The organism is Streptomyces sp. ADI95-17 (assembly GCF_003846175.1).
Lineage (GTDB): Bacteria > Actinomycetota > Actinomycetes > Streptomycetales > Streptomycetaceae > Streptomyces > Streptomyces sanglieri.
The window spans coordinates 250,473-277,244 of record NZ_ML123050.1 but is presented as its reverse complement, the minus strand read 5'-3'; the positions used below and the strand labels follow the sequence as shown (position 1 = coordinate 277,244).

Annotated in this window: 19 protein-coding genes and 1 pseudogene; 13 read left to right on the top strand and 7 right to left on the bottom strand. The window is 69.5% G+C overall.

Annotated elements, in window-relative coordinates:
• Positions 1 to 111, top strand: a pseudogene (locus tag EES42_RS45695) (IS5/IS1182 family transposase); the annotation flags it as partial.
• Between the two features lie 88 nt (positions 112 to 199).
• On the opposite strand, the gene EES42_RS31995 reads toward EES42_RS45695, so the two are convergent.
• The 3 genes from EES42_RS31995 to EES42_RS31985 form a co-directional block, all read right to left on the bottom strand.
• A complete protein-coding gene (locus EES42_RS31995; protein ID WP_124721755.1) occupies positions 200 to 2,065 on the bottom strand; it encodes a glycoside hydrolase family 36 protein in 1,866 nt (621 codons plus the stop codon).
• Between the two features lie 104 nt (positions 2,066 to 2,169).
• Positions 2,170 to 3,030 carry an alkaline phosphatase family protein gene (locus EES42_RS31990; protein ID WP_124721754.1) on the bottom strand — a complete coding sequence of 287 codons (861 nt, stop codon included), beginning with the start codon at positions 3,028 to 3,030 and terminating at the stop codon, positions 2,170 to 2,172.
• 41 nt (positions 3,031 to 3,071) lie between these two features.
• Positions 3,072 to 5,189 (bottom strand): alpha-galactosidase, encoded by a 2,118-nt coding sequence (locus tag EES42_RS31985; protein ID WP_124721753.1) that lies wholly within the window; start codon positions 5,187 to 5,189, stop codon positions 3,072 to 3,074.
• Positions 5,190 to 5,345: 156 nt separating this feature from the next.
• On the opposite strand from EES42_RS31985, the gene EES42_RS31980 reads away from it, so the two are divergent.
• The 11 genes from EES42_RS31980 (at position 5,346) to EES42_RS31925 (ending at position 20,454) form a co-directional block, all read left to right on the top strand.
• A complete protein-coding gene (locus tag EES42_RS31980) occupies positions 5,346 to 6,503 on the top strand; it encodes an ROK family transcriptional regulator (RefSeq protein WP_241196720.1) in 1,158 nt (385 codons plus the stop codon).
• Between the two features lie 141 nt (positions 6,504 to 6,644).
• Positions 6,645 to 7,919, top strand: a complete 1,275-nt coding sequence (locus EES42_RS31975; RefSeq protein WP_124721752.1) for an ABC transporter substrate-binding protein — start codon at positions 6,645 to 6,647, stop codon at positions 7,917 to 7,919.
• Complete coding sequence (locus EES42_RS31970; RefSeq protein WP_241196719.1) at positions 7,916 to 8,908, top strand: carbohydrate ABC transporter permease; 993 nt, start codon at positions 7,916 to 7,918, stop codon at positions 8,906 to 8,908. Before EES42_RS31975 ends, EES42_RS31970 begins: the two co-directional genes overlap by 4 nt.
• Positions 8,909 to 8,913: 5 nt before the next feature.
• On the top strand, positions 8,914 to 9,759 hold the full coding sequence (locus EES42_RS31965; RefSeq protein WP_124721751.1) for a carbohydrate ABC transporter permease: 846 nt from the start codon (positions 8,914 to 8,916) through the stop codon (positions 9,757 to 9,759).
• A gap of 86 nt (positions 9,760 to 9,845) precedes the next feature.
• Complete coding sequence (locus tag EES42_RS31960) at positions 9,846 to 11,804, top strand: glycoside hydrolase family 5 protein (RefSeq protein ID WP_241196718.1); 1,959 nt, start codon at positions 9,846 to 9,848, stop codon at positions 11,802 to 11,804.
• A gap of 39 nt (positions 11,805 to 11,843) precedes the next feature.
• A complete protein-coding gene (locus tag EES42_RS31955) occupies positions 11,844 to 13,598 on the top strand; it encodes a glycoside hydrolase family 35 protein (protein ID WP_124721750.1) in 1,755 nt (584 codons plus the stop codon).
• 5 nt (positions 13,599 to 13,603) lie between these two features.
• Entirely contained in the window at positions 13,604 to 13,828 is a 225-nt protein-coding gene (locus tag EES42_RS31950) for a hypothetical protein (protein WP_124721749.1), read from the top strand.
• 79 nt (positions 13,829 to 13,907) lie between these two features.
• Complete coding sequence (locus tag EES42_RS31945) at positions 13,908 to 16,952, top strand: alpha-mannosidase (RefSeq protein ID WP_124721748.1); 3,045 nt, start codon at positions 13,908 to 13,910, stop codon at positions 16,950 to 16,952.
• A gap of 84 nt (positions 16,953 to 17,036) precedes the next feature.
• A complete protein-coding gene (locus tag EES42_RS31940) occupies positions 17,037 to 17,708 on the top strand; it encodes an HAD family hydrolase (RefSeq protein ID WP_124721747.1) in 672 nt (223 codons plus the stop codon).
• A 665-nt stretch (positions 17,709 to 18,373) separates the two neighbouring features.
• Entirely contained in the window at positions 18,374 to 18,997 is a 624-nt protein-coding gene (locus EES42_RS31930) for a hypothetical protein (protein ID WP_206433677.1), read from the top strand.
• The gene (locus tag EES42_RS31925) at positions 18,997 to 20,454 is read left to right on the top strand and encodes a carboxylesterase/lipase family protein (RefSeq protein ID WP_124721745.1); all 1,458 of its coding nucleotides are present in this window, start codon (positions 18,997 to 18,999) and stop codon (positions 20,452 to 20,454) included. Before EES42_RS31930 ends, EES42_RS31925 begins: the two co-directional genes overlap by 1 nt.
• A 288-nt stretch (positions 20,455 to 20,742) precedes the next feature.
• On the opposite strand, the gene EES42_RS45085 is transcribed toward EES42_RS31925, so the two are convergent.
• The 3 genes from EES42_RS45085 to EES42_RS31910 form a co-directional block, all read right to left on the bottom strand.
• The gene (locus tag EES42_RS45085; protein ID WP_164495405.1) at positions 20,743 to 20,901 is read right to left on the bottom strand and encodes a hypothetical protein; all 159 of its coding nucleotides are present in this window, start codon (positions 20,899 to 20,901) and stop codon (positions 20,743 to 20,745) included.
• 239 nt (positions 20,902 to 21,140) lie between these two features.
• Positions 21,141 to 24,875, bottom strand: coding sequence for a S8 family serine peptidase (locus EES42_RS31915; RefSeq protein ID WP_124721744.1), 3,735 nt, complete (start codon positions 24,873 to 24,875; stop codon positions 21,141 to 21,143).
• Positions 24,876 to 25,245: 370 nt separating this feature from the next.
• On the bottom strand, positions 25,246 to 25,491 hold the full coding sequence (locus tag EES42_RS31910) for a hypothetical protein (protein WP_124721743.1): 246 nt from the start codon (positions 25,489 to 25,491) through the stop codon (positions 25,246 to 25,248).
• Between the two features lie 101 nt (positions 25,492 to 25,592).
• On the opposite strand from EES42_RS31910, the gene EES42_RS45080 reads away from it, so the two are divergent.
• On the top strand, positions 25,593 to 25,736 hold the full coding sequence (locus EES42_RS45080) for a hypothetical protein (RefSeq protein ID WP_164495404.1): 144 nt from the start codon (positions 25,593 to 25,595) through the stop codon (positions 25,734 to 25,736).
• Positions 25,737 to 25,769: 33 nt separating this feature from the next.
• On the opposite strand, the gene EES42_RS31905 is transcribed toward EES42_RS45080, so the two are convergent.
• Positions 25,770 to 26,672: a LysR family transcriptional regulator gene (locus EES42_RS31905; protein ID WP_124721742.1), complete on the bottom strand. Its 903-nt coding sequence runs from the start codon at positions 26,670 to 26,672 to the stop codon at positions 25,770 to 25,772.
• Between the last annotated feature and the right edge of the window lie 100 nt (positions 26,673 to 26,772).

Here is a 26,772-nt window from a genome sequence, read left to right as displayed (position 1 = left end):
CTACCGCCGACTCAACCACCGCTACGAACGCCACCCCACGACTACCTGGCCTTCCTCGGCCTCGCCGCCGCACTCTGCTGCTACAGACGACTCCTCCGGCTCACCACATAGGACACGGTCTGAGGACCCTCGGGACCGACAGTTGGCGACAGGGCGAGGAAATGACCGTGCGCGGCACGCCCCGGGGTATCTGCCGAGGTCATTGGGCAGGCGACGCGGCACTGTGTATGCGTTCCTCTTCCTGTGCGGGGAGGGCGGAAGCCAGGTCGAGGACGCACATTCCGGAGGGCGGCACCTCGACCGTGTGGATGCCTGGCGTGAGGGAGAGAGCCGTGGCCTGCTGCAATCGGCCTCGGGCGTCATAGACCTGTGCGCAGACCTGGCGGGGTGGTCCGGAAACGTCGAGGACCATTCGTGAAGCGGTGGAGGCGTTGATGAGGGAGTGGGAGTGCCAGGCCTCGGTGGGGAGGGGCACGACCTTGTCGGTGTAGTTGGTGATGACTCGTTGGTTTCCGTGGATGGCGGTGACCTGGGGGAAGAGTTCGTCCGGGCGGCCGGGTTCGTAGTGGCCGGAGGTGAGGACGGGAGCCATTCGACTCCAGGTGGCGAGCCAGAACGCGAGTGTCTCGCGGTGATTCGGGGAGAGCCGGGTGAGGCGGACGGAGATCTGCGGCACGGAGTGCAGGGCCCCGTGGAAGTGGCGGGCCAGGCTCTCCGGTGTTGCCTGCGGATCCCACATCAACATGTCGGAGTGGACTGCTCCGCCGGGTGCGAGCAGCGCGATGTCCAGCGTCCGGATGCGGTTGGCGACGGGATCGGCCGGGCAGTCGGTGGCGCGCAGCGCGTTTCCGAGTGCGGTCATGGCCGGTCCGGTGCAGGGCTGGCGCAGCTCGATGACGAACTGGTTGCCGCGCAGGGCCCGCAGGGTGTCGCGGATATCGGTGAGCAGCGCGGCCATTGCCTCCCCGACGTCCGGAATATAGCCGGGGGCAGGGTGGTCGGGTGTGGGTACTGCGGCGTAGGCCATGGCCTCGTCGAGGAAGTCGATCTTCAGGCCGTCGAGTCGGTACGTGTCGACCAGGGTGCGGCAGGTGTCTGCGATGTGCGCGCGGACTTCGGAATGGCGGGGGTCGAGGATGTGGCAGTCGAGATGCGGGACGTGGTGTGGCGCGTAGGGTGCCCAGGCTTGGTAGGCGGAGGAGCGTTCTCCCAGGAGGAGCGGGGCGATCCAGGCGGTGCAGTGGAGTCCGGTACGGCGAACGGTACTGATGTGGGCGCGGAAGTCGGGGAACTTGACGGGGTCCGGCTGCCAGTCGCCGCAGCCCGCGTAGCCGCGGCCGTTGCCGTGCAGTTGCCACCCGTCGTCCAGGAACAGCTGGCCGCAGCCGAGGACGGCGGCGAGGGCGGCCTCCTCCTCGACCTCGGCCGCGGTCACGTCCTGGGTGAAGGCGTACCAGGTCGAGTAGACGGGCGTCCGGGCGAACTCCGGTACGGGCAGCGGCTCTCCGTCGGGCAGGGCGGCGAGCCACTGGCGGAGTCGGCGGAGGGCGGCAGCCATGGTGGTGCCCGGCGCGCAGATGCGGACTCGGTAGGTCTGCCCGGCGGTGAGAGAGAGCCGGAGCCACACGCCGAAGCGTTTGCGTTCCTCGGAAACACCGAAGCGGATCCGGGTCTCCTGGACGGTGCGGTCGGTGGCGAGAGCGAGCAGACTGCGACCGGCGGTGTCGTAGAGGCAGCCGACGGGTGCGGATCGAACGAGTGACAGGCTGCGCCATGCCGACCAGTCGGCGGGCAGGGTGCGCTCCCAGCCGGCGTCGGGGTGCCAGAACCCCGCGGCGTCGCCCAGTGGGACGTCCAGGCGCAGGGTCACGTTGCCGTCCGCCGTTGCCGTCACAAGAGCCTCGGTCCCGGCAGCGTCGTCGTGCGACAGGGTAAGGGTGGCGCTGTCGGCGGGGGTACGCAGGCTGATTCGTGTCTCGCCCACATCGAGGGTGTACGCGCCGTCTTCCCACTGGCCGGGGTCGAAGGCGGCCAAGTCGATGGAGCCGAGGGACGTGGTATCCACGGATGGGACCTCTCTGCGCGATGTCAGTGGGGCGTCCTTGTGGTTGGCTGCCGCGCCTTGCGGTCGCCGACAGGCGGTTTCCTGCTGGCGGTTTCCTGCCGGCGTCAGGCGGTCTGTGGCGCGGGGGAGTGGAAGGGCCGTCCGTCGAGCGTCCAGTGCGGGTCGGGCGCGATGCCCAGAGCGGCGTAGACGTGGGCGGCGACATCGGCGTGGCGGAGGCTTTCCGGTTTGGTGGAAGGGGTGATGCCCGGGCCGTTCGCGGCGATCCAGGCGGTGCGCTCCGATGTGCTGCGCCCGCCGTGGCCGCCTTCGTCACGGTGGCCGTGGTCGGTCACCGCGATGACGGTCCACTCCTCGGACCGGGCGTCGGGACGTGCGCGTACGGCGGTGAGGAGCTGTCCGAGTCGTCGGTCGGCCGTCTCGATCGCGTGCCGGTACTCGGGGCCGCAGCCGAGGAAGTGGGCGGTCTCGTCGACGGCGCCGAGATAGACGAAGGAGGCGTCCAGGTCTTCGCCGGAGCTGAGAACCCTCACGGCTTCGTCGGTCACGCTCTGGTCGCACTCCTCCCAGGCCCGCGGGGTGTCCTCGCGCGGGGCGATGTAGGCGAGTCTGCTCGGGGCCGCGAAGACCGGGCCGCCCTGTCGCGCCAGGAACAGGGGTTCCCAACCGCCGGCCGCGAAGGTTCGCAGCCCCTGCTCGGTGGCCAGGCGGGTGGTGAAGTCGGGGAACACCCCGAGCCGGTTTCCGGAGAAGTTGTTTCCCCAGACTCCGTGCTTGGCCACGCCGACACCGGTGACGATCGTGGTCCAGCAGGGGCCCGACATAGTCGGTGTGTCGTCGTCGATGTGGACGGGCGCGAGGACGCCGGCGTCTGTGAGTTCGTCCAGGTTGGGCGTTTCCAGCATCGGCAGCAGATCGAGGCGGACGCCGTCGATTCCGACGACCAGGACGCGGGGTGTGGGCATGTCTTGGTTCCTTCGTGGGTCGGGCAGAGGAGGGGCGGGGGTCAGACGGTGCGGCGCAGCCGGATCAAGCGGCTGGCGTAGTCGCCGGCGGGCAGCCGTAGGTCTATGCCCAACCGGGTCAGGACGGCACCGCTGTGCACGATGCCCTCGTCGATGTCGAGATAGCGGGCCGCGGGGTCGAGTGCCGGCAGAGCGAGCGCGGGGGGCCGATGGCCGAAGCGAGTGGTGGGGCGCCAGGCAAGGACGGCATGTTCGGTGTCGTCCTGGGACGCGTAGTGCACGGCTGTCACTCCGTCCGGGCCGTGGAGGCGGTGCTGGCAGCCGTGCTGGACCAGGGGGCGGATCTGCTTGTAGCGGATGACGAGCGCGGTGGCCTCGTCGATCTCCTCCTCGGACCAAGCGGTGAGGTCTCCGCCGAGGCCGAGAGATCCGGCCATGGCGACATGGAAGCGGAACCGGAGAGGGGTGGTGCGGCCGGTGGTGACGTTGGGGTTGTCGGTCACCCAGGCGGCCATGGCCTGGGCGGGGAAGAGCTGGCTGAAGCCGTGCTGGATGCTGATCCGGTCGACGGGGTCGGTGTTGTCGGATGTCCAGGCCTGATCGGTGCGGGCGAGGATGCCGAGGTCGGCCCGTCCGCCGCCGCCCGCACAGGCCTCGATGCGAAGGCCGGGGTGGTCGGCACGGAGGCGGTCCATGACGCGGTAGACGGCATGGGTGTGGTCGATCCACAGCCGGTCGGGGTCCGGGTGGCCGGCCCAACCGGCTTCGGTGACGACCCGGTTGGCATCCCACTTGAGCCAGTCGATGTCGTGGTCGCGCACCAACCGGTCCAGGGTCCGGTGGGCCCAGGCCTCGACATCAGGACGGGCGAAGTTCAGCATGAGCTGGTTGCGAAGCTCGGTGGCGTCCCGAGTCGCTGCGTGGATGACCCAGTCGGGATGGGCACGGTAGAGATCGCTGTCGCGGTTGACCATTTCCGGCTCCACCCACAGTCCGAAGGCCATGCCCAGGCGGTGCACTTCGTCGGCCAGTGGGCGCAGCCCGTCGGGGAACGCATCGGGCCGGGGCGTCCAGTCGCCGAGCCCCGCCCGGTCGCTGCTACGGCCGCCGAACCAACCGTCGTCCAGCACGAAGAGTTCGGCGCCCAGACGTGCGGCCAGCCGGGCCAGGCGTAGCTGGCCGGGTTGGCCGACGTCGAAGCCGGTGGCTTCCCACGAGTTGTAGACGACGGGCCGGTCCCGGTCGGGGGCGGGCAGCACGCTGGTGCGGATGTGGGAGTGCCAGGCGCGGCTGGCGGCGCCGAAGCCGCCAGGGGTGTAGAGGCCGGCAAAGACGGGTGTGCGCAGGCTCTGACCGGGCTGGATGGTCCAGCTGATTCCTTCGTGGCCGAAGCCACCGGTCCAGGTGGTCCGGCCGACCGGGTCGCGGTGCACGGTGATGCGCCAGCTTCCGCTCCAGGCCAGGGCGGTGCCCCAGACCTCGCCGTGCTCCTCGTCGGCGGTGCCGTCGTCGAGGGCGAGCCAGGGGTTGGTGTGGTGGCTGGTGACGCCGCGGCGGCTGGTGAGCACGGTCTCGGCGACCGGGAGCCGGTCGCGCTGCAACTGGAACTCGCTGTTCCAGCCGCCCACGAGGTGGTTGAGCCGGTAGTCGCGCAGTGCCGGTACCGTCCAGGAGGCGGAGTCCAGCCGGTCGACGCTGATGAGGCCCGAATCGTCGGCTCCGGTGTGGGTGAGTTCCACCCAGCGCTCGATGACGTCACTGCCGGGACGGACACGGTAGCCCAGTTCGGCGGCCAGCGGGTACCGGCGGTCGGCCAGTTGCAGGCGAAGCTCCCCGTCCCGGACCGTGTGCCCGGTGAAGGACCACTGGACGCCGCGGGTGCCGTCGGCGAACCGCACCTGGAGGCCGGCCGGCCCGAACCGCGCACCGGTCTGCGGGGCCAACTCGTCCGGGGCGGGGTCTGACTCGAAGCTGCTCGCGGCAGGTGAAGCGGCCGCAGGCAGTCCACAGAGGGCGTCGGTGTCGAGCACTTCCCCCCAGTGCAGATGCCGGGGGCTGCCGTCGGCGCCGATGCGCACGGCGTAGACGCTGTTCGGGGTCCGCAGGACCACCAGCCCGCGGGTGGGGTCGAAGGAAACGGATGAGGACGTGGGAGGCACAGGAGGTCCCGAGGGGTGTCGAGCGACGGAGAGGACCCGGCAGACGGAATCGCCAAACGGCGTTTGAAGTGACCGGAGTTGGGCCAGAGCGTAGGACCGCTCGAACAGGAAAATCAATACTGGACGAAGTTATTTATTTGCCGGTAGGTTGCCGCCGTGTTTCCAAACCACTCGCAGCCACTGGTCACCGCACCGGCCGAAACCGCCATCCTCGCTCTGCTGTTGGCCGAGAGCCCGCTCAGCCGGGTGGAGCTGGCCCGCCGGACGGGCCTGTCCTCGACCGCCGTGACCAAGGCCGCGCGACCACTCATCGACGACGGATACCTGCACGAACTCCCCCCGGAGCGCACCGCTCCAGGGGCCGGACGCCCCGTGAACCCACTGGCCGTCACTTCCGACCGGGAGTTCGTCGTCGGTGTGAAGATCAGCGCCGACACCCTCTACGGCGCGGTCTGCGACCTGCGGGCCCACATGCGCACCACCGCCAGCCGACCGTTGGACGACCGCGCCCCGGCCGCCGTATGCGGGCTACTGGCCGACCTCGTCGCCGAACTCCTCGAGGCGAAGCCCGAATACCGGGCCCGCACCCGGCACCTGGGCATCGCCGTCTCCGGCGACGTGGACCGCGCCTGTGGGCGTGTCCGCTACTCCGGGCTGCCCAGCTGGCGCGACGTGCCGCTGGCCGAGACCGTCGCCGCGGCGACCGGCTTGACCGTCACCGTGGAGAACGACGTCAAGGCCATCACCACCGCCGAGCACTGGTTCGGCGAGGGCATCGGCACCGAATACTTCGCGCTGGTCACCATCGGTTCCGGGATCGGCTCCGGGATCGTCATCAACGGTGATCTGGTCGCAGGCGCGTACGGCGTCGCCGGAGAGATGGGGCACATAAGCATCGACCCGACAGGGCCACGATGCCACTGCGGCCAGACCGGCTGCGTCGAGGCCATCGCCTCCAGCGACGCCATCCTCGCCGCCATCCGCCGCGCCACCGACGACCCGGACCTGGACTTCGACGGCGCCGTCGAGCTCGCCCGTGGTGGAGACCCCGCCGCGCAGAGCGCCTTCGCGAGGGCGGGCCGTGCCATCGGCGTCGGCATCGCCACCCTTGTGAACCTCATAGGTCCCGAGCGCGTCGTCGTCACGGGCGAGGGGCTCGACACCTACGACCTTTTCGGAATGCACATCAGGGACGCCTACGAAGCGCACTGCTTCAAAGCAGCGGCGAAATGCCCGCTGACCCTGCGTCCACTCCCTTGGGAGGAGTGGGCCCGCGGCGCCGCCGTCGTCGGCATCCAGGCCCTTTTCCCCTGAGCGAGCGTCACCACCCTGTTCGCCGGCCCATGCCTCCGGCGCGACCGATGTCCATCACCGTCTGCCAACTGTGAATGCCGGACACCGGCTGCGCCGGACAACACCACGTACACCCAACCCTCTGAACCTGAAGGACGCGAAGTGAGCGCACGGAGCTCCAAGCTTAGCCGCAGAGGCTTCCTCGGCGGATCCATCCTGTTCGTCGCCGGAGCGGCGGTCGGCTGCAGTACCGACCCGGCCGGCGGTGGCTCCGCCGGGGCGAAGACCACCCTGAACGTCTGGTCCCACGCCTACGGCGAGGCCGGCACCCAGCAGGCCCTGACCCGCTATGCCACCGCGTTCACCAAGGCCAATCCGGACATCGCGGTCAAGGTCACCTGGACCCCCGGCGACTACTCCGGCAAGCTCTACGCGACCCTGCTCACCGACGCCGCCCCGGATGTCTTCGAGATAGGAGACTTCAGCGAGAGCTTCGCCCGGCGGGGCCAGATAGCCCCACTGGACGACATCTACGGCAGCGCCAAGTCCGACTTCAACCCGGGCGCCCGCGAGATGGTGACCGTCGACGGCAAGCTGTACGGCGTCAAGACGCTCGACGACGTCATGATGCTCTACTTCCGCAAGAGCGTGCTGTCCAAGGCCGGCATCACCCCGCCCGACAGCTTCGACGCGCTCGCCGACGCGGCAAAGGCCCTGAGCTCCAAGAAGACCAAGGGGCTGTTCGTCGGCCAGGACGGCCTGGGCGACAGTGCCATCCTGTCCGTGTTCTCCAACGGCGGCGATCTCGTCACCGAGGACGGCAAGGCGGGCTTCGGATCCCCCCAGGCCGCCGAGGCCGTGGCCGGACTCAAGCGCCTTCACGACGACCGGTCCCTGCTGCTTGGCTTCACCACCGACTGGTGGGATCCCGCCGCCCTCACCCAGAACGCCGTCCCGATGCAGTGGGGCGGCCTCTGGTCGATGCCCGCCATCAAGACCGCGCTCGGCGACGACTTCGGCGTCCTGCCGTGGCCCGCCTTCAAGCCCGGCGGCAAGCCCGCAGTGCGCGTCGGCGGCTGGAGCACCTGCGTCAACGCCAAGGGCAAGAACGTGGAGGCGGCCAAGAAGTTCGTCCAGTGGCTCTGGATCCAGCAGACCGACCTCCAGACGGACTGGTCGCAGAGCTACGGCCTCCACATCCCGCCGCGCACGTCCGTTGCCGCCACCGCCGACAAGCTCACCCAGGGGTCGGCCAAGGAGACCGTCGAGCTGGCCGCCAAGTACGGCAGGAACAACCCCAGCACCTGGAACACTGCGGTGAGTTCCCTCTTCACCGCGGCCGCGGCGAAGATCGTCAGCGGGAAGGGCGATGCGGAGCGGCTCCTGGCCGACGCGGCCAAGAAGGCCCAGGGCGAGATCGACAAGCAGCGCGCATGATGAAGTCCCCACCTCCACCCACGCTTCACCACGAGCGTGTCGGGTGCCCCGAGGCCAAGCCGCGGGGCACCGCCCCCGTCCGTCGTTCCCGCCCGGACCGGCGTGCCTGGGGAGCGTTCGCACTGCTCGCCGGGCCCCTGCTGATCGGCCTGGGCGTCTTCAAGTACGTGGCCATCGGCTGGAGTTTCCTGCTCAGCCTCAGTGAGGCACGCGGCAGTATCGCCCTGGGTCACTGGGTCGGCCTGGACAACTACCGGGCGCTGCTCTCCGATGCGGTGTTCCGCAAGTCGCTCGGACAGATCCTGCTGTTCACGGTGTTCATCGTGCCGGTGACGTTCGCCGCCTCGCTGGGGCTGGCGCTGCTGGTGCACCGGATCCGGCGCGGCCGGGCCGTGCTGCGCACCGCCTTCCTGATCCCGGCCGCCGTCTCCTACGTCGCAGCCTCCCTGCTGTGGAAGATGTCGCTGTTCAACGGGCTGCCGAGCGGCATCGCCAACACGATCGGCGGATGGTTCGGCATGGATGCCGTCCCGTGGCTCCAGACCACCTCGCCGCCGCTGTACTGGGTCGTCCTCGTCAGCCTCCGCCTCTGGCTCCAGGTCGGCTTCTACATGGTGCTCTTCCTGGCCGGGCTCCAGGCCATCCCCAAGGAGATGTACGAGGCCGCCGCACTCGACGGCGCCACCGGCCTGCGTCTGCTGCGCAGGATCACCCTGCCGATGCTGCGCAACACCTCGGTGGCCGTCCTGATGCTGCAGTTCATCGCTGCCTTCCAAGCGTTCGACGAGTTCTACAACCTGTTCAACAGCGGGCTGTCCGGGTCGGCCGCGGCCCCGATCCGAACCCCCCTGGGCTACCTCTACGACACGGCGATGGGCTCCCAGAACTACGGCCTCGGATCGGCCGGAGCCTTCGCACTCACCGCCCTCATCGTCGGTGTGACCCTGATCCAGGGCCGGCTCACCGGCTTCGGGAAGGGGGAGGAGTGAGCAGCATGACAACAACACGACACCTGCCGCAGGTAGTGAGCCGGTCCGTGCGCGGCCTGCTGGCGGGCCTGCTGACAGCGGTGTTCCTGGCGCCCTTCTACCTGATGCTGCGCAACGCGCTGATGGACACGCAGGGCCTGACGTCACCGGACTGGAGCTGGTGGCCGTCGACGATGCACTGGGAGAACTTCAGCGCGCTCTTCAGCGACCCCGCCCTGCACATGGGGCAGGCCCTCGGCAACTCGTTGCTGATCGCCGCGATCACCGCCCCGGTGTCGACGCTCCTCGCCTCGGCCGCCGGATACGCCCTCGCGCGCATCCCGGTACCCGGACGCGGCGTCATGCTCGCCCTGGTCGTGGCCACATTGATGATCCCCGGCTCGGTGACGTTCGTTCCCACCTTCGTCGTCGTGGGCTCCATGGGCGGGGTCAACACGCTGTGGGGAATCATCGCACCCGGCCTGTTCAACCCCTTCGCCGTTCTCCTCTTCCGTAACTTCTACCTCCAGTTCCCCAGCGAGATCGAGGAGGCCGGACGCCTGGACGGGCTCGGCTGGCTGGGCCTCTACCGCCGGATCGCGTTGCCGTCGTCCGGAGCGATGCTCGCCTCGCTCGGCGCGCTCGCCTTCATCGACAGCTGGAACGCCTTCCTGTGGCCGCTGGTCATCGGCCAGGACCCGTCCGCGTGGACCGCCCAGATCGCCCTGTCGACGTTCCTCACCTCACAGACCATTAACCTGCCCGGCCTGTTCGCCGGAGCCGTCGTGACCATCGCCCCACTGGTGGCCATGTTCCTGGTCGCCCAGCGCTACATCGTCGAAGGCATCGCCACCAGCGGCCTCAAGGGCTGAGCCGCACTGACTCCGGACCACCGGTCCGGGCCGCACCACCTGAAGATCCAACCCCCACACCCACCCCACCCTTGGAGGGGACAATCATGAGATCCGACAGGTCGGCTCCCGCCGTCAGGAGATTCTTCTCCCGAATCCTGCCCGCCACGGCTGCCGCGGTCACCCTCGTCCTCGCGGGAACCACCGGCTCCGTCGCAGCGCCCCCCGGCGCCACCGACACCGCCACTCCCATGACCGGACCGCAGTTGGCAGCCTCCTGGACGGCGCCGCTGAGTACCCGTGGGCGGTACATCGTCGATGCCGACGGCAACCGCTTCAAGCTGAAGGCCGGCAACTGGGCCGGTGCCCAGGGCACCTGGGAAGGCAGCGGCGACGTCAACGACCCCGCGAACCACCAGGCGGACCAGATGTCGAACAACCTTCCGCTGGGCCTGGACCGCGCGCCGATGACACAGATCATGGCCGACTTCCACGAGCTCGGGCTGAACAGCATCCGCCTGCCGTTCGCCAACGCGATGATGCGGGACACCACGGTGGTACCGGACTCCGCGGTCGCGGCCAACCCGCAGCTGAAGGGCAAGACCCCGCTGCAGGTGTTCGACGCGGTGGTGGCGGCCCTGACCGCCGAGGGATTCGCGGTCATCCTCAACAACCACACCACCTCCTACCGCTTCTGCTGCGGCCTGGACGGAAACGAACGCTGGAACAGCGGCCAGTCCGCCCAGCAGTGGCAGGACGACTGGCTCTTCCTGGTCAACCGCTACAAGGCGAACAAGCGTGTCGTCGGAGCCGACCTGCGCAACGAGATCCGCCGCGACACCTGGGACGACCCCAACTGGGGCCGGGGTGACGACCACGACACCTACGCGGCCTTCGAGCTGGCTGGCACCCGCATCCTGCAGGCCGACCCCGACATGCTGGTCATCATGGAGGGCATCAACTGGTACGGCATCCCGCTGGACGGACTGGACTACGGCAGGCCGATGCTGACGCCGGTCCGTGAACTCTCCAACACCCTGATCACCTCGGGCAAGCTGGTCTACGCCGCGCACTTCTACGGCTACACCGGCCCGAACTACACGGGTGCCGACAGCGGACCGGGGCACACCAACGACTGGCCGTACGAGGACTTCCCGCTCGAGAAGCTGAAGCAACTGGTGCACGACGAGGCCCTGTTCGTCACTCAGTCCGGCCAGCACTTCACCGCCCCCGTCTGGATCAGCGAGTTCGGAGCCGCCGGCCGAGGGTCGCAGGACACCAAGGAGAAGACCTGGTTCGGCAACTTCACCGACATCCTGGTCGAGAACGACACCGACTTCGCCATCTGGCCGCTGGTCGGATGGACCGGCGCCAATGGCACCCCGCAGGACACCTGGGCCCTGATCTCCTACGACGCCGCCGGTAAACGGCAGAGCGTCAGCGACTCAGGTGACTGGCGGTCCGCCGACTGGAACAAACTGGTCAACGCCTCGGGAACGACCGGTCCGGTCGCACAGGTCAACCACTGGAACATGCTCGACCTCGACTTCCGCGACCACAACGTCTCCTCCCGCATGCTCGCCCAGGGCGACTGGAGCCCCGGCCACCGCAAGGGCAACTGCCCCGACAGCCAGCGTCTGACCGGCCTCGGCCGCAGCGACAAGCGCGGCCTGTGCACCGACGCGGGCCAGCCCGCCAAGGGAGCCGGTGACTGGGTGGCCGTCCATGACGAGCGCTACGTCACCCACGGCGACTGGGCCTCGGGCTACAACAAACTCCAGTGCCCCGACAACACCTTCGCCGTCGGCTACAGCGCCAACGGCAACTCCATGGCCGGCCTGCTCTGTGCGCCGTCCGCCGCACCGCTGCCGCTGAACGGCCGCAACGTCTGGTTCGACCAGGGCGACAACCGCCCGGCCACCGGCGGCTCGGTCGAAAGCGACTGGGCTCCCGGCTACTACAAGGGTCAGTGCGCCGACAACGAGTACGTCGCCGGCGTCGCCTTCACCTGGAAGTGGAACCACGGCGGAGTCCCCGACGCACTGCTCTGCCGTCCGCTGAACTGACCCACCTCCATCAGTTCCATCATCGAGGAGACCACGGCCATGCCACGACTCGAGGTTGCCTCAGACGGCTTCCGTCTCGACGACCGACCGCTGCGGATCATCTCCGGCGGGCTGCACTACTTCCGGATCCATCCGGAACAGTGGGCCGACCGGCTTCGCAAGGCGCGCCTGATGGGACTGAACACGGTCGAGACCTACGTCCCATGGAATGTCCACTCGCCCCATCCGGGTGAGTTCCGGCTGGACGCAGGTCTCGATCTTCCCCGGTTCCTCGATCTGGCCGCCGCCGAAGACCTGCACGTACTGCTCCGCCCCGGCCCGTACATCTGCGCCGAGTGGGAGGGCGGCGGCCTGCCCTCCTGGCTGCTCGCCGACGAGGACATCGAACTGCGCAGCCGCGACCCGCGCTACTTGAAGGCGGTGGACGACTACCTCGCTGCCCTGCTGCCGCCCGTCCTTCCTTACCTCTCCACTCGTGGCGGCCCGATCCTCGCCGTGCAACTGGAGAACGAATACGGTGCGTACGGCGACGACTCCGGCTACCTGGAGGATCTGGCGGAGCTGCTGCACCGGCAGGGAGTCGACGTACCGCTGTTTACCTGCGACCAGCCCTCCGACCTGGAGCGCGGCGGCCTCGACGGCGTCCTGCGCACCGTCAATCTCGGCAGCCGGGTGGACGCCGGGCTCGCCGCCCTGCGCACGCATCAGCCGTCCGGACCGCTGATGTGCAGCGAGTTCTGGATCGGCTGGTTCGACCGCTGGGGCGGCACCCATGTCACCCGCAGCACGGCCGACGCCGCGGCGGACCTCGACCGGCTGCTCACGGCCGGCGCCTCGGTCAACATCTACATGTTCCACGGCGGCACCAACTTCGGATTCACCAACGGTGCCAACGACAAGGGCACCTACCGAGCCACCGTCACGTCGTACGACTACGACGCGCCTCTGGACGAGGCCGGCGATCCCGCCCCCAAATACGCCGCCTTCCGCGAGGTCATCGCCCGGCACGCGCCCGTCCCCGAGGAGCCGGTACCCGCCCCCGCACCCAAGCTTGCCCCGGCCGCCGTGGAACTCACCGCATGCGCCGACCTCCTGGACCAGTGCGAGCGGCTCGGCAGCGCGGTGCACGCCGACCGCCCCCAGGCCATGGAACAGCTCGGCCAGTCCTTCGGATTCATCCTGTACGAGACGGAGCTCCCGTCGGCCGGGCCGACCGTCCTCCGCATCGCCCAGGTACACGACCGCGCCCAGGTCTTCGTCGACGGCCAGCCGGTCGGCGTCCTGGAACGCGAGAACCATGAGCACGCCCTCGCCTTCCACACCCCCCGGCGCGGTGCACAACTGGCCGTGCTGGTGGAGAACCAGGGCAGGGTGAACTACGGGCGGGGCATGCACGACCGCAAGGGGCTGCTCGGCGAGGTCTCCGTCAACGCACTGGCGCCGGAGAGCTGGTACAGCCGGCCGCTGCCTCTCGACGATCTGGACCGGCTGTCCTTCACCGCGTTCGAGCACGCCTCGCCCCCGGTCGGCCCCACGTTCCACCGCGGGCACCTGGACATCGGCCAGCCGGCCGACGGCTGGATCGCCCTGGACGGCTGGACCAAGGGCCACGTCTGGATCAACGGCTTCGCACTCGGCCGGTACTGGTCCCGAGGACCGCAGACCACTCTCTACGTCCCCGCGCCGATCCTGAACGCCGGCCGGAACGAGATCACGGTCCTCGAACTGCACGGCGCCACCACCCGCACGGTGGAACTGCGGGGTACTCCCGATCTGGGCCCCGTCGAGGACTGACGTCCGTGACACCGGACATCACACCTCAGCCAGTCGGACCGACCGGCCACGCCCACATGAACCTCCAGCGCCAGGGCTTCGTCTGCACGATGAACATCACCGATGAGGCGGTACGCATCCCCGCCCCCGGACATCTGCTGCTCGTCGGCTCCCCGATCGGCCCCACCAACGGCTCCCACGGCGCGAGCTTCGAGCTGGACGCGAACGCCACGGTGTGGTGGACGGTCTGACGCCCCTGTTCCCACACCGCTCCTGTCGGCGAGCCGACCGCAAGAAGATCACCGTCCTCCACCGACTGCAGAGGATTCCATGCACAGCAAGCGACGCCTCACCGAGCAGCGGCTCGACCGGGTGCTGAACCAGCGCATCCGGCCTGCGGCCCACGCCCGTACCGTCCCGGTCGAGATCGCGATCTGGAGCGTGCAGGGCGAGCCGGTCCCCGTGGCCGACGGCCTGGCCGCACCGTACGAACCCGTGACGCTCGGTCACCGGTGGGGTCCGCCCTGGTCCACGAGCTGGTTCAGGATCAGCGGCAGAGTTCCGCAGGAGTGGGCAGGCCTGTCGGTCGAGGCGGTCATCGACCTCGGCTTCAACGTCACCGGCGCAGGCTTCTCCGCCGAGGGCCTGGTCTACCGGGCGGACGGCAGCGTGGTAAAGGCCCTCAACCCCCGCAACGCCTACATCCCGGTCGCCGACCCGGCGGCCGGCGGCGAGGAGTTCACCTACTACGTCGAGGCCGCCGCCAACCCCAACCTGAACGATGACCACATCCCGTCCCGGACCGGGGAACAGCCCTCCTGGATGACAGGAGCCGGCTCCGAGAGCGCCCCCCTGTACCAGCTGCTCCGACTGGAGCTGGCGGTCTTCGACGCACAGGTATGGGAACTCGCCCAGGACCTGGACGTCCTCGGGGAGCTCATGCGCGAACTGCCCGAGGCAGACCCGCGCCGCTGGCAGCTCCTGCACACCATCGAGCGGGCCCTGGACGCAGTCGACCTGCAGAACATCGCGGACAGCGCCACCGCCGCCCGCGAGGTGCTGCGCCCGGCGTTCGCCGCTCCCGCGGCCGCCAGCGCCCACCGCATGTCCGCCATCGGACACGCCCACATCGACACCGCCTGGCTGTGGCCGCTGCGCGAGACCATCCGCAAGGTCGCCAGGACGCTCTCCAACGTCACCCACCTCATGGACGAACACCAGGGCTTCCTGTTCGCCATGTCCCAGGCCCAGCAGCTGGCCTGGCTCAAGGAGCACCGCCCCGAGGTCTACGGCCGGGTCCAGGAGAAGGCGGAGAAGGGGCAGTTCCTGCCTGTCGGCAGCCTGTGGGTGGAACCCGACACCAACATCACCGGCGGTGAGGCCCTCGTCCGGCAGCTGATCCATGGGAAGCGCTTCTACCTCGACGAGTTCGGCGTCGAGACCGAGGAGATGTGGCTGCCCGACACCTTCGGGTACAACGCGGCCATGCCGCAGCTGATGAAACTGGCAGGAATCCGGTGGTTCCTCACCCAGAAGATCTCCTGGAACACCACCAACAAGTTCCCGCACCACACCTTCTGGTGGGAGGGCATCGACGGCACCAGGATCTTCAGCCACTTCCCGCCGGTCGACACCTACAACGCCGAGATCACCGGCGCCGAACTCGCCCATGCCGTCGGCAACTTCCAGGACAAGGAAGCAGCCAACAGCTCGCTGCTCCCGTTCGGCTACGGAGACGGCGGCGGTGGCCCCACCCGGGAGATGCTGGCCCGGGCCGAGCGTCTCGTCGACCTGGAGGGCTCGGCCAGGGTCGTCATCGAGAGCCCCGCGGACTTCTTCGAGCGGGCACACGCCGAATACCCCGACGCGCCGGTGTGGCAGGGGGAGCTGTACCTGGAGTTCCACCGCGGCACACTGACCAGCCAACTGAGGACCAAGCAGGGCAACCGGCGCAGCGAGCACCTGCTGCGAGAGGCCGAGCTGTGGTCGGCGACCGCCACCTTGCGCACCGGATTCGCGTACCCGTACCAGGCCCTGGACCGGCTGTGGAAGACGGTCCTGCTGCACCAGTTCCACGACATCCTGCCCGGCTCCTCCATCGCCTGGGTTCACCGGGAGGCGGAGCAGACCTACGCCGCCGTCACCGCCGATCTGCGCGCGATCACTGACGCCGCCCAGCGTGCCCTGGCCGGCGAAGGCGATCTGCCCGTGGTCTTCAACGCCGCTCCGTTCGCCCGCGACGGTGTCCCCGCCCTCGGCGCCACGCTCCGCACCCGGCCGTCGGGCCGACCTGTCGTCCCGGTCCCCTGCGGGGACGGTTTCGCGCTGGACAACGGCCTGGTCCGCATCCGTATCGGTGCCCAGGGCCTGGTTACCTCGGCGTACGACATCGCGGCCGAACGCGAAGCGCTCGCCCCTGGTGCCGCCGCCAACCTCCTCCAGCTGCACCAGGACTTCCCCAACGAGTACGACGCCTGGGACATCGACGCCTTCTACCGCAACACCGTTCACAACCTCCTCGACGCCGACTCGGTCGAGGCGGAGGAAGCCGGTGTCCGGATCGTGCGGACCTTCGGTGACTCCCGCATCGAACAGCTGGTCTCCCTGTCCGAAGGCTCGCGACGTCTGGACATCGACACCGAGATCGACTGGCACGAGAAGGAGAAGCTCCTCAAGGCATCCTTCCCGCTCGACGTGCGGGCCGACCACTCCAGCGCGGAGATCCCCTTCGGACACGTCCGGCGCCCCACCCACGCCAACACCAGCTGGGACGCCGCCAAGTTCGAGATCTGCGCCCACCGCTTCCTGCACCTCGGCGAACGGGGGTGGGGCGCGGCTGTGGTCAACGACTCGACCTACGGGCACGAGGTCACCCGGGACGTCCGCGCAGACGGCGGCACCACCACCACCACCGTCCGGCTCTCCCTGCTCCGCGCTCCCCGCTTCCCCGACCCTGATGCCGACCAGGGCCATCACCATTTGCGATACGGGTTCGTCATCGGCGCCGACATCGCCGACGCCGTCCGCGAGGGCTACGCCTTCAATCAGCCCGAGCGCAGCCTCCTCGGCTCGGCCGAGGTCGAGCCGCTCGTCACCGCGGACAACGAGACTGTTGTCATCGAAGTGGTCAAACTCGCCGACGATCGCTCCGGCGACGTCGTCGTACGCCTCTACGAGGCATTCGGGGGACGCGCCCGAACCGTCCTGACCGCCGGATTCCCTCTGGCCTCCGCCGCCGAGACCGATCTGCTGGAGCGCGAACCCGACCCCCGCGGGAACACGGACGTCGTACAAGCGGACGGCCAAAGAGTGCACCTGGCACTGCGCCCGTTCCAGATCCTCACGCTCCGGCTGAGGCCCAGGAAGCGTGACTGACCGAGGCTCTCCGGGAACGGAACCCCGGAGCCACCGGCCTCACGAGTGATCAATCAAGCCGTGATCGAAGAAGGTAGGACTGCCGTGCCCGTACCCCCTGCCGCTGTCCTGTTCGACATGGACGGCACGCTGGTCGACACCGAGCGTCTCTGGCTCCGGACCACGACCGATCTCGCCGCCCGTCTCGGCCACACCCTCACCGAGGAGGACCTGCCCGAGGTGCTCGGCCGCGCTGTCGAACACACCGCCGCCCACCTGTGCCGCATCACCCGGACCAGCTTCACCGCGAACGCCCTGGCCGAGATCCTCAGCGACACGTTCAGCAGCAAGGTCGCCGCCGAGGTCGTCCCCCGGCCCGGCGCACTGGCGCTGCTCGCCGAACTGGGCGACGCCGCCGTGCCCACCGCGCTGGTCTCGGCCTCACCTCGCCGCGTAGTGGACCTGGTCCTCGCCAGACTCGGCGATCACTGGTTCACCGTCACTCTCGCCGCCGAGGACACCGAGCGCACCAAGCCCGACCCAGCCCCCTACCTGGCCGCCGCCGATCGACTCGGATTGGACCCCGCGGTCTGCGTGGCCGTCGAGGACACTCCGACCGGTGTCGCCTCCGCGCGCGCGGCCGGCTGCTCGGTGCTGGCCGTCCCCTCCACTGTGCCGATCGCCGAGGCCGACCGGATCGCCGTGCTGGACAGCCTTGAGCAGGCCGACCTGGCGCTGCTGTCCACGCTGACCGTACCGACGACGCCGACCGCCTGATGCCGCTTCCTCGCAACCGCTTCCAGACCTTCAGGACTGCCGTTGCGAGGGCGGCGGTACCCGCTGGCCACCGCACGTTGGCCACAAGAACAGGATCCGGCAGACAGACGACCCGACACCGCCCCCCACTGCCGGACAGCAGCAGCGACCCCACAGCCACGGTCGAGCGGGTACACGGCCGGCTCATGCTCCACCGCAGCCTCGGCCCGCGACAACGAAACCCTGCCCGCCCGCTCCGAAGCAAGTGATCCACCCAGCCGTGACCGACCCGACAGGGAGCCGAGCGGCGTCCTCGGAAACGGCGGACTCATCGCGCACAGCGAACGTCTTCTGCGCACCCGCCGCCGTGACACCCTGCATGTCCTGCTGCCGGACAGGATCGGCTTCAAGGCTCTCAACGACACCTACGGCACGCTGCGGGCGACGCCGTCATCCAGATCATCGGCCGACGCGTCGCCCGCAGGACCGCGAGCCGCCAGGCAATCGCGGCCCGGATGAGCGGCGACGAATTCGCCGTGTCCGTCGGATCCGCGGCATCACCATCCGCCAGCCCTGGGCCACCTGCACCCTCGTCGGACAGCCCGTGGAGAACAGGCCCAAGCACTGGCTCATGGATGGTTCGGTGGCTCGTCATGGGTTCTGATCTGGTGCTTTGCGTGGCGGACATGTCCCGTGACGGGTCAGGCCGGCCGCTGGCCTCGGTCGCGGACGACGAGATCGGCGGAGTGCCCTGGAACTGCTGTGGGGCTTCTGCGGCCGACAAACATCCGAAGCCGTACGTCGAAGGTCTCGACACGCGGGTCGCGGCCCGGTTCGGCGAGTTGGTGGACGCCCCCGCGGACGCGGACCTCGCGATGCTGCGCCCGTTCACCCCGTACGAGTTCCGGGAGAGCAAGTTCGAACAGCTCTTCCACTCCGGGCGCCTGGACTTCACAGAGGAGGAGCCGAAGCGAGTCCTGGACCTCCTCGACGCCGTACCGCCCGTCGTCTGTCTCAACCTGGAGCGGCCTGCCGCCATCCCGGAGACCGCCGAGCGGGCGGCGGCGCTGATCGTCGACTTCGGCGCGAGCGACGAGGCGCTGCTCGATGTGGCGTCCGGACGGGCCAGGGCAGTGGGCCGACTGCCGTACGAGCTGCCGCGCTCGATGGCCGCGGTCGAGGCGTCCCGGTCCGACGTGCCCCACGACACGGCCGATCCGGTTTCCCCCTTCGGGGCCGATCTGGGCCTCTGCGACGCTTTGGGTACCCGGATGCCCGACCTCCACCCGCAGAGCAGGAGTCACCCCTGATGACCACCAGCCCCACCGTCCTGACCAGCAGCGGCCCCGTGCGCGGCGAGCGCCGCGAGAGCGGGATGCGTTTCCTCGGCATCCCGTACGCCGCGCCGCCGGTCGGTGAGCTGCGGTTCGCGGCTCCGGTTCCGCCCGAGCCGTGGACCGAGGTGATGGACGCGACGGCGTACGGGCCGACCGCTCAGCGCCGTCCGTTCGGAGAGGTCACGACCATTCCCGAGCCGACCGTTCCGGGCGAATCGATCCTCAACCTGAATGTGTTCACCCCGGACGTCGCCTCCCCTGCCGGGAGCGGCCTCCCGGTCCTGGTGTGGATCCACGGCGGTGGTTACGTGGCCGGTTCGGCAGCCAGCCCCTGGTACGACGGGGCGGCCTTCAACCGGGACGGCGTGATCGTGATCTCGCTCGGTTACCGGCTGGGCATCGAGGGCTTCCTGCACCTGGCGGACGCGCCCGACAACCGTGGGGTGCTCGACTGGATCGCGGCCCTTCAGCGGGTGCGTGACAACATCGCGGCCTTCGGCGGCGACCCGTCCAAGGTGACCGTCGCGGGTCAGTCGGCGGGCGGCGGCGCAGTCCAGACACTGCTCGCGACGCCTGCCGCGCAGGGCCTGTTCCGGGGCGCGATCTCGGTGTCCGGAGCGGTGATGCAGCCGCAGGGACGTGACATGGCGCTGACCGTCTCCCGCCTGTTCACCGAGCGGACCGGGGTCCCGGCGACCGCCGCCGCGCTCCGCGACAAGTCCGACGACGGGCACCTCGCCCTCATGGACGCGTTGAACGCGCCCGGTCCCGAGCGCCAGTCGCTGCCGCTGGTCGCCCTCGCCCCCTTCGCCGACGGCGATCTGATCCCCGTCCCGGTGATGGACGCTCTCACCACCGGCGACGCGGGCACCGGCACCCCGCTGATGCTCGGTTTCACCTCCCACGAGTTCAACCTCATGCCCGCCCCGGACGGCGGCGAGGAGACACTGCGCGCCGCGCTCGCCGCCATGGGCCTGGACCCGGACCGCACCCAGCGCTTCCTCGACCTCAACAAGGACACCCCGGGCGCCCTCCTCGGCCAGGCGGCCACCGACACCACCTTCCGTGCCCCCTCCCTCGCCATCGCCGAGGCCCGCGCCGCCCGCCAACTCCCCACCTGGCTCTACCAGTTCAATTACACGTCCACCGCCGGGACCTACGCGGGCCTGGCAAGCCACTGCCTCGACCTGCCCTTCGCCTTCGGCCTGCCCGCCGACGCCGAAGGTGTCACCGCAGCTCTGGGCGAGAACCCGCCGCAGCGCCTGACCGACGTCATGCACTCCGCCTGGGTCGCCTTCGTGACCGATCTCGACCCGGGTGCCGGCTGGCCGCGCTACACCACCTCACAGCGCTCCACGATGATCTGGGACGCCGAACCGCACGCCGAGTCCGACCCTCTGGGCCCGGTCCGCGAGATCTGGCTGGGCTGACCCGGACGGCGAGGCAGGCCGGTCGGCTCTCCGACCGGCCCGCCTCGCCACCGGACCGTTCCGGCAGCCCCGCCCCGTCCACCGTCACCGACCGCAGCAACCGGTCGAAGCAGCCCCGCAGCCGCCCCACCATGGCGTACGTCTCCGGGGCGAGCGCCCACTGCAGCTGCAGCCCGTCCATCACCGCCGCGATCTCCGCGGCCGGCGCCTCCGGCCCGGTGTCGGGCCTGACCTCACCACGCTCGACGGCGTCCCGAAGCCCCTGCCGATCGCCTCGACGACTCTGCGTTAGCGGCCGACGAAGAAGTCGTGCGCGGGGTGGCCCCGCTCGCCCGCCTCACCCACCAGCGCGTTGACCATCTTGTCGCGGCCAGGCCGCTCGGCGTTGTACGCCGCGAGGCCGAGCAGCGTCTGAAAGGTCTCGACGGCGGACTGCGGCTCGCGCACGAAGAGCCGCTCCCCGCCCTGCGTGATCCCTACGTCCTTTGCGATCCGAGCGAGCGACGAGGCATGGAACCCACGAACCCACTGCGCGAAGTGCTCGACAGCGGTGTCCAGAATCCGGGCACGGCGCTCGGCCCGCCCGGGCGTGCCATGAGCAGCACTACGTGCAGGGTGCGGCCTTTGCACCGCGCACACGGCAGGTGGGAGCCGCGCCGCCGACTGCGTGGCTCCCACCCGGCCGGTTACTTCCGCACGCCTACCGCACGGATGATCTCCTGCTCGACCGAGCCGCCCTTGTTGTCGGCGGCCGACGCCCGCACGGAGATGTACTGCGTGTCGTCCGGCACCCGCACGGAGCCGGTCCAGGCAGCGGACTTGCCCCGTACGCCGTCGAGTCCGACGGATGTCCACGTCGCGCCGTCGTCGAAGGAGACCTCCAGAGTGGAGCCGGTGATCCTCCCGGTGTCCGAAGCGCCCTTGACGTATTCGGAGAAGATCCCGAGATCCAGGCGCTTTCCGGCTCGCACATCACCGTGCAGGTCGGTGTCGATGTCGAACCCGAGGTTGAGCATCGGCAGATATGTCCACCGGTCGGCCGGCGTGGCGGACGACTTGAAGGTCCATTCGGAGTGGCCCTTCGTGGAGAGCCGCCAGACGTCCGGGTCCATCGTGGTGTCGGTGACCACCTTGAAGTCCTGCTCGGTCGGCTTGACGCGCCAGGCGTGCACCCCCGAGCTCTTCTTCCGGTCGACCTGCACCCCGTCCACGTACACCTCGGTGAACTGGGTCAGCGACTTCTGGTTGAACACTTCGCCGAAGCCGGTGTGGTCCGGTCCCGAGTCGCCCCAGCCCGGCGTGTTGAACTCCAGGTCGTTGCCCGCGCGACGCTGGCCCCAGCCGAGACCGGTACCCAGCCACGGGTGCAGGACCGGCTTGAACCAGTCGGTCCCGGAGCGTGTGCCGCCGCGGTAGTGCACGATGCCGCTGCGCTCCTCCAGGGCACCCGGGCCGCTGGACATGGACTCGTGCCAGCCCTGGTCGGGGCCTGCGCTGACGTAGTCGGTGCGCTCCGCGGGGAACTTGATCTTCTCCTGGAATCCCATGCCGTAGGGGAAGCTGTCGGTGATCGAGTAGCGGAACTCGCCGCCGTCGGCGGCCTTCGGCGCGTGGAACTTGTTGTTGACCACGGCCAGTTCCCTCTTGCCCGGCCGGTACGTCAGATCAGCGGGGATCGCCCCCGAGTACCCCTTGCTGAGGTCGTAGACATAAGGCGTGAACTCGGTGCCGGTCAGTTCCACGCCCCGGCCGAGCCGAGCGGCCTCGATCAGTCGCGCCCCGTCCTGCGCGTTCACCGTCGCGCTGTACAGGGGACGAGTCTCCCCGTCGGCCGCGCTGAAGTCGGCCATCAGCCGTCCGGGAGCCTCGTCGGTGACGAACAGAGCCCTGGCGCCCGCATCCCGTGCGTTCTGGGCCAACTCGACGGTCGTGATCGCGTCGGTGCGACACACGACGACCGCTCTGCCCGCCACGTCCTTGCCGGTGTAGTCGGCGGTGGATCCGGCGCCCGCGTCCACCAGGGCCATCCGCTTCTGCCCGGTGAACATGTCCGACCCATACTGCACGGCCGTCTCGCCGAGCCGCTTGCCGCCTGCTTCGACATCGAGTTGCGGCTTGCCGAGCCGCCAGACGGTCCGGTACTCGAAGGTGCCCGTGGCGGGCTTGCGGGTCGGTGCGGCGAAGATGCTGTCGTACTTCGGCGGGACCTGCACGGCCGGCGCGAAGGACGCGCCGTTCGCGGACCGGTTGAACTTCATAATCAGCTGACGGGTCTCGGTCCGCTGGTCCACCTCGGTCCGGATCTCCCGCAACTTCGTCCCGTCGAGGGTGACTTCGCGGTCCCGGTCCATGGTGACCTCGGGCTCGGTGAGCAGACCGAGACCGAGCGAGTCCTTGCCCCTGCTGCCGCGCACGTCGAGGAAGCTGGACAGGGCGTACATGCCGGGCTGCAGACGCAGCTTGAGCGTGCCGGAGTCATCGACCGCGGCAGGGATGGGATCCACGTCCATGGCCAGCTGCTTTACGGTCAGGTACGCGGCGGATGCGGCACCGTCGCGGTCCTTGACGTGGACGGTGAGGGTGTAGCGCTCGTTCTCCTTGGTCAGGCCGAAGGCCGTGTGCGCCACCACCGTGTCACCGTTCTTGGCGACGATCCGGCCGGAGGTCGCGCCGACGGGCGCGGAGGTCCCGTCACCGGTGACCGTGGTCTGCGCGGTGCCGTGTGCGGGCACGGTGAGGGTGGCATCCGCGAGGGTGACCACGCCGGCGGGAGCGCCCTCGGCGGTCAGCGCCAGGGTGACCGGACGGTCGGAGGCGTTGGTGTAGGTCAGCGTCTTCGTGACCGGCTTGTTCGCCTCGTAGGGCCAGCTGAAGAAGCCGAGGTCGGCGCTGCCGGTCGCGGTGATCTGCGCGGCGATCGCGGACGGGACGTCCACGCGGCCCGCACCCACCTCGTACGACGTGCCGCTGATCTGCTTGGAAGTGCTCATCAGCCCGTCCTTGAGCTGCTGTCCGCTCCAGTCGGGGTGCTTCTCGGCGAGCAGCGCCGCCACGCCCGCGACGTGCGGGGTGGCCATGGACGTACCGCTCTTCGATGTGTACGGGCCGCTGCCGCTCACCAGCTGGGAACGGGCCGCGAGGATGTCCACGCCCGGCGCGGACAGGTCGGGTTTCAGCGCGTTGTCGCCGAAGCGTGGGCCCTGGCTGGAGAAGGGGGCACGCCGGTCGGCGGAGTCGACCGCGCCGATCGTCAGTGCGGAGTCGGCTGCGCCGGGGGAGCCGATGGTGCCGGGGGAGTATGCGTTGCCGGCCGCGATCACGAACAGGGTGCCCGTGTCCTTGGAGAGGGTGTTCACCGACTGGGCCATCGGGTCGGTGCCGTCACTGCCCTGTGACGATCCGAGGCTCATGGAGATGATCTTGGCGTGGACGTCCTTGGCTGCCCACTCCATGCCGGCGATGATCTGCGATTCGGTGCCGGACCCCTGGTTGTTGAGAACCTTGCCGACGGCGAGAGTGGCGCCGGGCGCGACGCCCTTCTCCTTGCCGTCGGACGCCGCGCCGCTGCCACCGACCGTGGACGAGACATGCGTGCCGTGTCCGTTCCGGTCGGCGACCTCCTGCCCGTCGATGAAGCTCCTGGTCTCGCTCACCCGGTCCTTGAGATCGGGGTGGGTCAGGTCCACGCCCGTGTCGAGGACGGCGACCTTGACACCCTTGCCGGTCAGCCCGGCCTCCCAGGCAGCGGGGGTGCCGATCTGGGAGTTGCTGGACTCCATCGCGGCGTCGACGCGTGCGTCAAGCCAGATCCTTTCGACGCCGCCCGACAGACGCACACGACCCGAAGTCGCGCTGCGCGCTCCGGACGTGATGTCCGGTGCGACCGTGCGCCAGAACTCCCCGGACTTCGACGCCTCCAGGGCCGCACCGCCCAAGCTGGGCAGACCACGGACCTGGCGGGCTCCGCGGGGCGTCGTGCTGCGGGCGTTCTTCGTGTACGTCACGATGAGCGGGAGGCCGTCGGACGACGGGTCACCGAGCCCCTGCTCGATCAGAGCGGTGACGTCGAAGAGTTCGGCGTCGAGAACGCCCGCCTGGAGGTAGGGCCGGGCCTCGTCGGGCACGACGGTGATCCGGCCGTCGGACATCTCGCTGCGAACCGCTCCGGTCGCGCCGTCGGGACGCTCCACGGAGACCGACTTCCGGCCCGCGCCGAGGTCGGTCACGGTCACCTGGTCACCGGTGATCAGGGTGACGGTTCTCGCGGTGCTCGGTGTGTGCACGGGTGACGTGGCACGGTCGGTGCCCGCCCCCGCCGTCCCCAACGCCCCTGCTGCGACGGCCTGCCCTGCCGGCAGAAGTACGAGCGACAGCCCCGCTGCCAGCAGCCGGGCTCTGTGCCTCGCGGATAATCTGGTCATGGATGACTCTCCTCCGCGCACCCGGTGATGGGTGGTGCCGGGTACTGCGAAGAGTTTTCGCGGAGGCAACCTGCGTGTCGACCGTTCTGCCCTGGCGGATCCCCGACTTGGCAGGTATCCGTCAGATGCGGCGGAGCACGGACTCGCGCGGACTCGCCCTACGCCCAGCCGTGACGGTTTCGGCTACCCCCTCCGCGCCATCGCAGGCGGCGGCGCTGACGGGAAGGGTGTCCAGGTGGCCACCCGCAACGCCGACGCCGGTGGCGCAGCCACCGCGTTCTACGTCGCCGTGCTCTGACCCGACCCAGTCCCACGAGAGCCTCATGCAGGGCTCATCCGTACGGACGGGCCTTGCGCCCTGCGCACTTATTCAGCCAAGCCGAGCGACTTGCACCCCGATCACAGTAAGTATCTGGTTGGCGACGGCGATCCCGTCCGCCCAGGCCGCTTCCTGCTCGGACCACACCATCCCGAGCTGTTCCAGCTCGGTCACCCGCTCGGCCTCCAGCACCCCGGCCGCCGCCCTGCTCAGCGCCGCCGTCCCGTCTCCGTCCGCCAGGCCCTCCTCGGCGTACTCGCCGTCGCTGACCGGCTGGAGCCGCGGCCACGTCGTCACCCACCTCGCCCGCAGCGCCGACGTCTACCGCTGGCTGCTGACCCTCGCCCGCACCGGCAACCCAGCCCGGCCCTCGCGCCGACGCTGTCACGCTGGACCGCGTGCTGCACGAAGGCGCCGGGCGCAGTGGCGCCGAACTCGTCGCCGACCTGCGTACCAGCCTGGACCGACTTCTGGACGAGGCGGCGTCCATGCCCGCCGAACGATGGAGCACCCTGGCGCATCGAGCGGCTGATCACCACTGAGGGTTGGACGCGGACGCGACCCTCAGCCGGTGTCTATCCCATGACGGCCTGCGTGCCGCAGTGGTGCGCGACGGTCTCGGCGAACGCTCGGGCCAGCGGGGCGAGGGCGTCCCAGCGGCGCACCGCCCAGCCCGCTGTGAGGGCAGGGAGTGCGGGGATGGGAATCAGCCGCAGGTCCGGGTGTCCGGGGCCGCTCCAGGCCGGCAGGGCCGGGACGACGGCGTGGCCCAGTCCCAGCTCGGCCAGAAGGATCGCGGTGTCCCAATCTGCGACGCTGGTGTCAAACACCGGCCGGATCCCGGATTCGGCAAGCCAGGTGCCAAGCTGCTGGCGGGAGGTCGAGTTCTCCGGGAGTCCGATGAGCCGGGCGTCCTGCAGGTCAGCCGGTTCCAGGAAGGCCTTGGCCGCCAGAGGATCGGCTGCCGAGACGGCAAGCGACCAGGGAAGCTCGACAACAGGGCGCTGCTCAATGGTGCGAGTCGCGGGCCCCAGGGTGATCCAGGCGAGGTCGACGCCGCCGGCAGTGAGCGCGTCGAAGCAGCCCCGACTGGAGGTTTCGGTCTGGAATTCGATGCTGGCCTGGGGAAAGCGCCGTCGGAAGTCGACAACGGCCGCGGACATGAAGTGCCGGACGGTCGTGGCCCCTGTCGTGACCCGCACCGATCCGCCTTCCGCCCGTGCCACTTCTTCGAGCCGACGCAGTGCGTGGTCGATGCAGCCGAGGCCCTCGGTGACCGCCGCGTACAGCACGCGCCCGGCGGGAGTCGGCACCACCCCGCGCGTGTGCCGTTCGAGCAGGCTCAGACCCAGCTCCCGCTCAAGCCGCTTCACATGCTGACTGACCGCAGACTGCGTGCAGGACAGGTCGCGGGCAGCCGCACTCAGTGAGCTGGTCCGGCAGACCGCGGTGAAGACACGGAGATCGTCAAGAGTCATGCGACCCAAGGTATCGCTTGGGTCTTTCCAGCAAACGCCTGGATTGACTTGGGTTTCCGAGATGCTTGATCATCGTTGCAGGGCCCAGGGCGGCAACCCG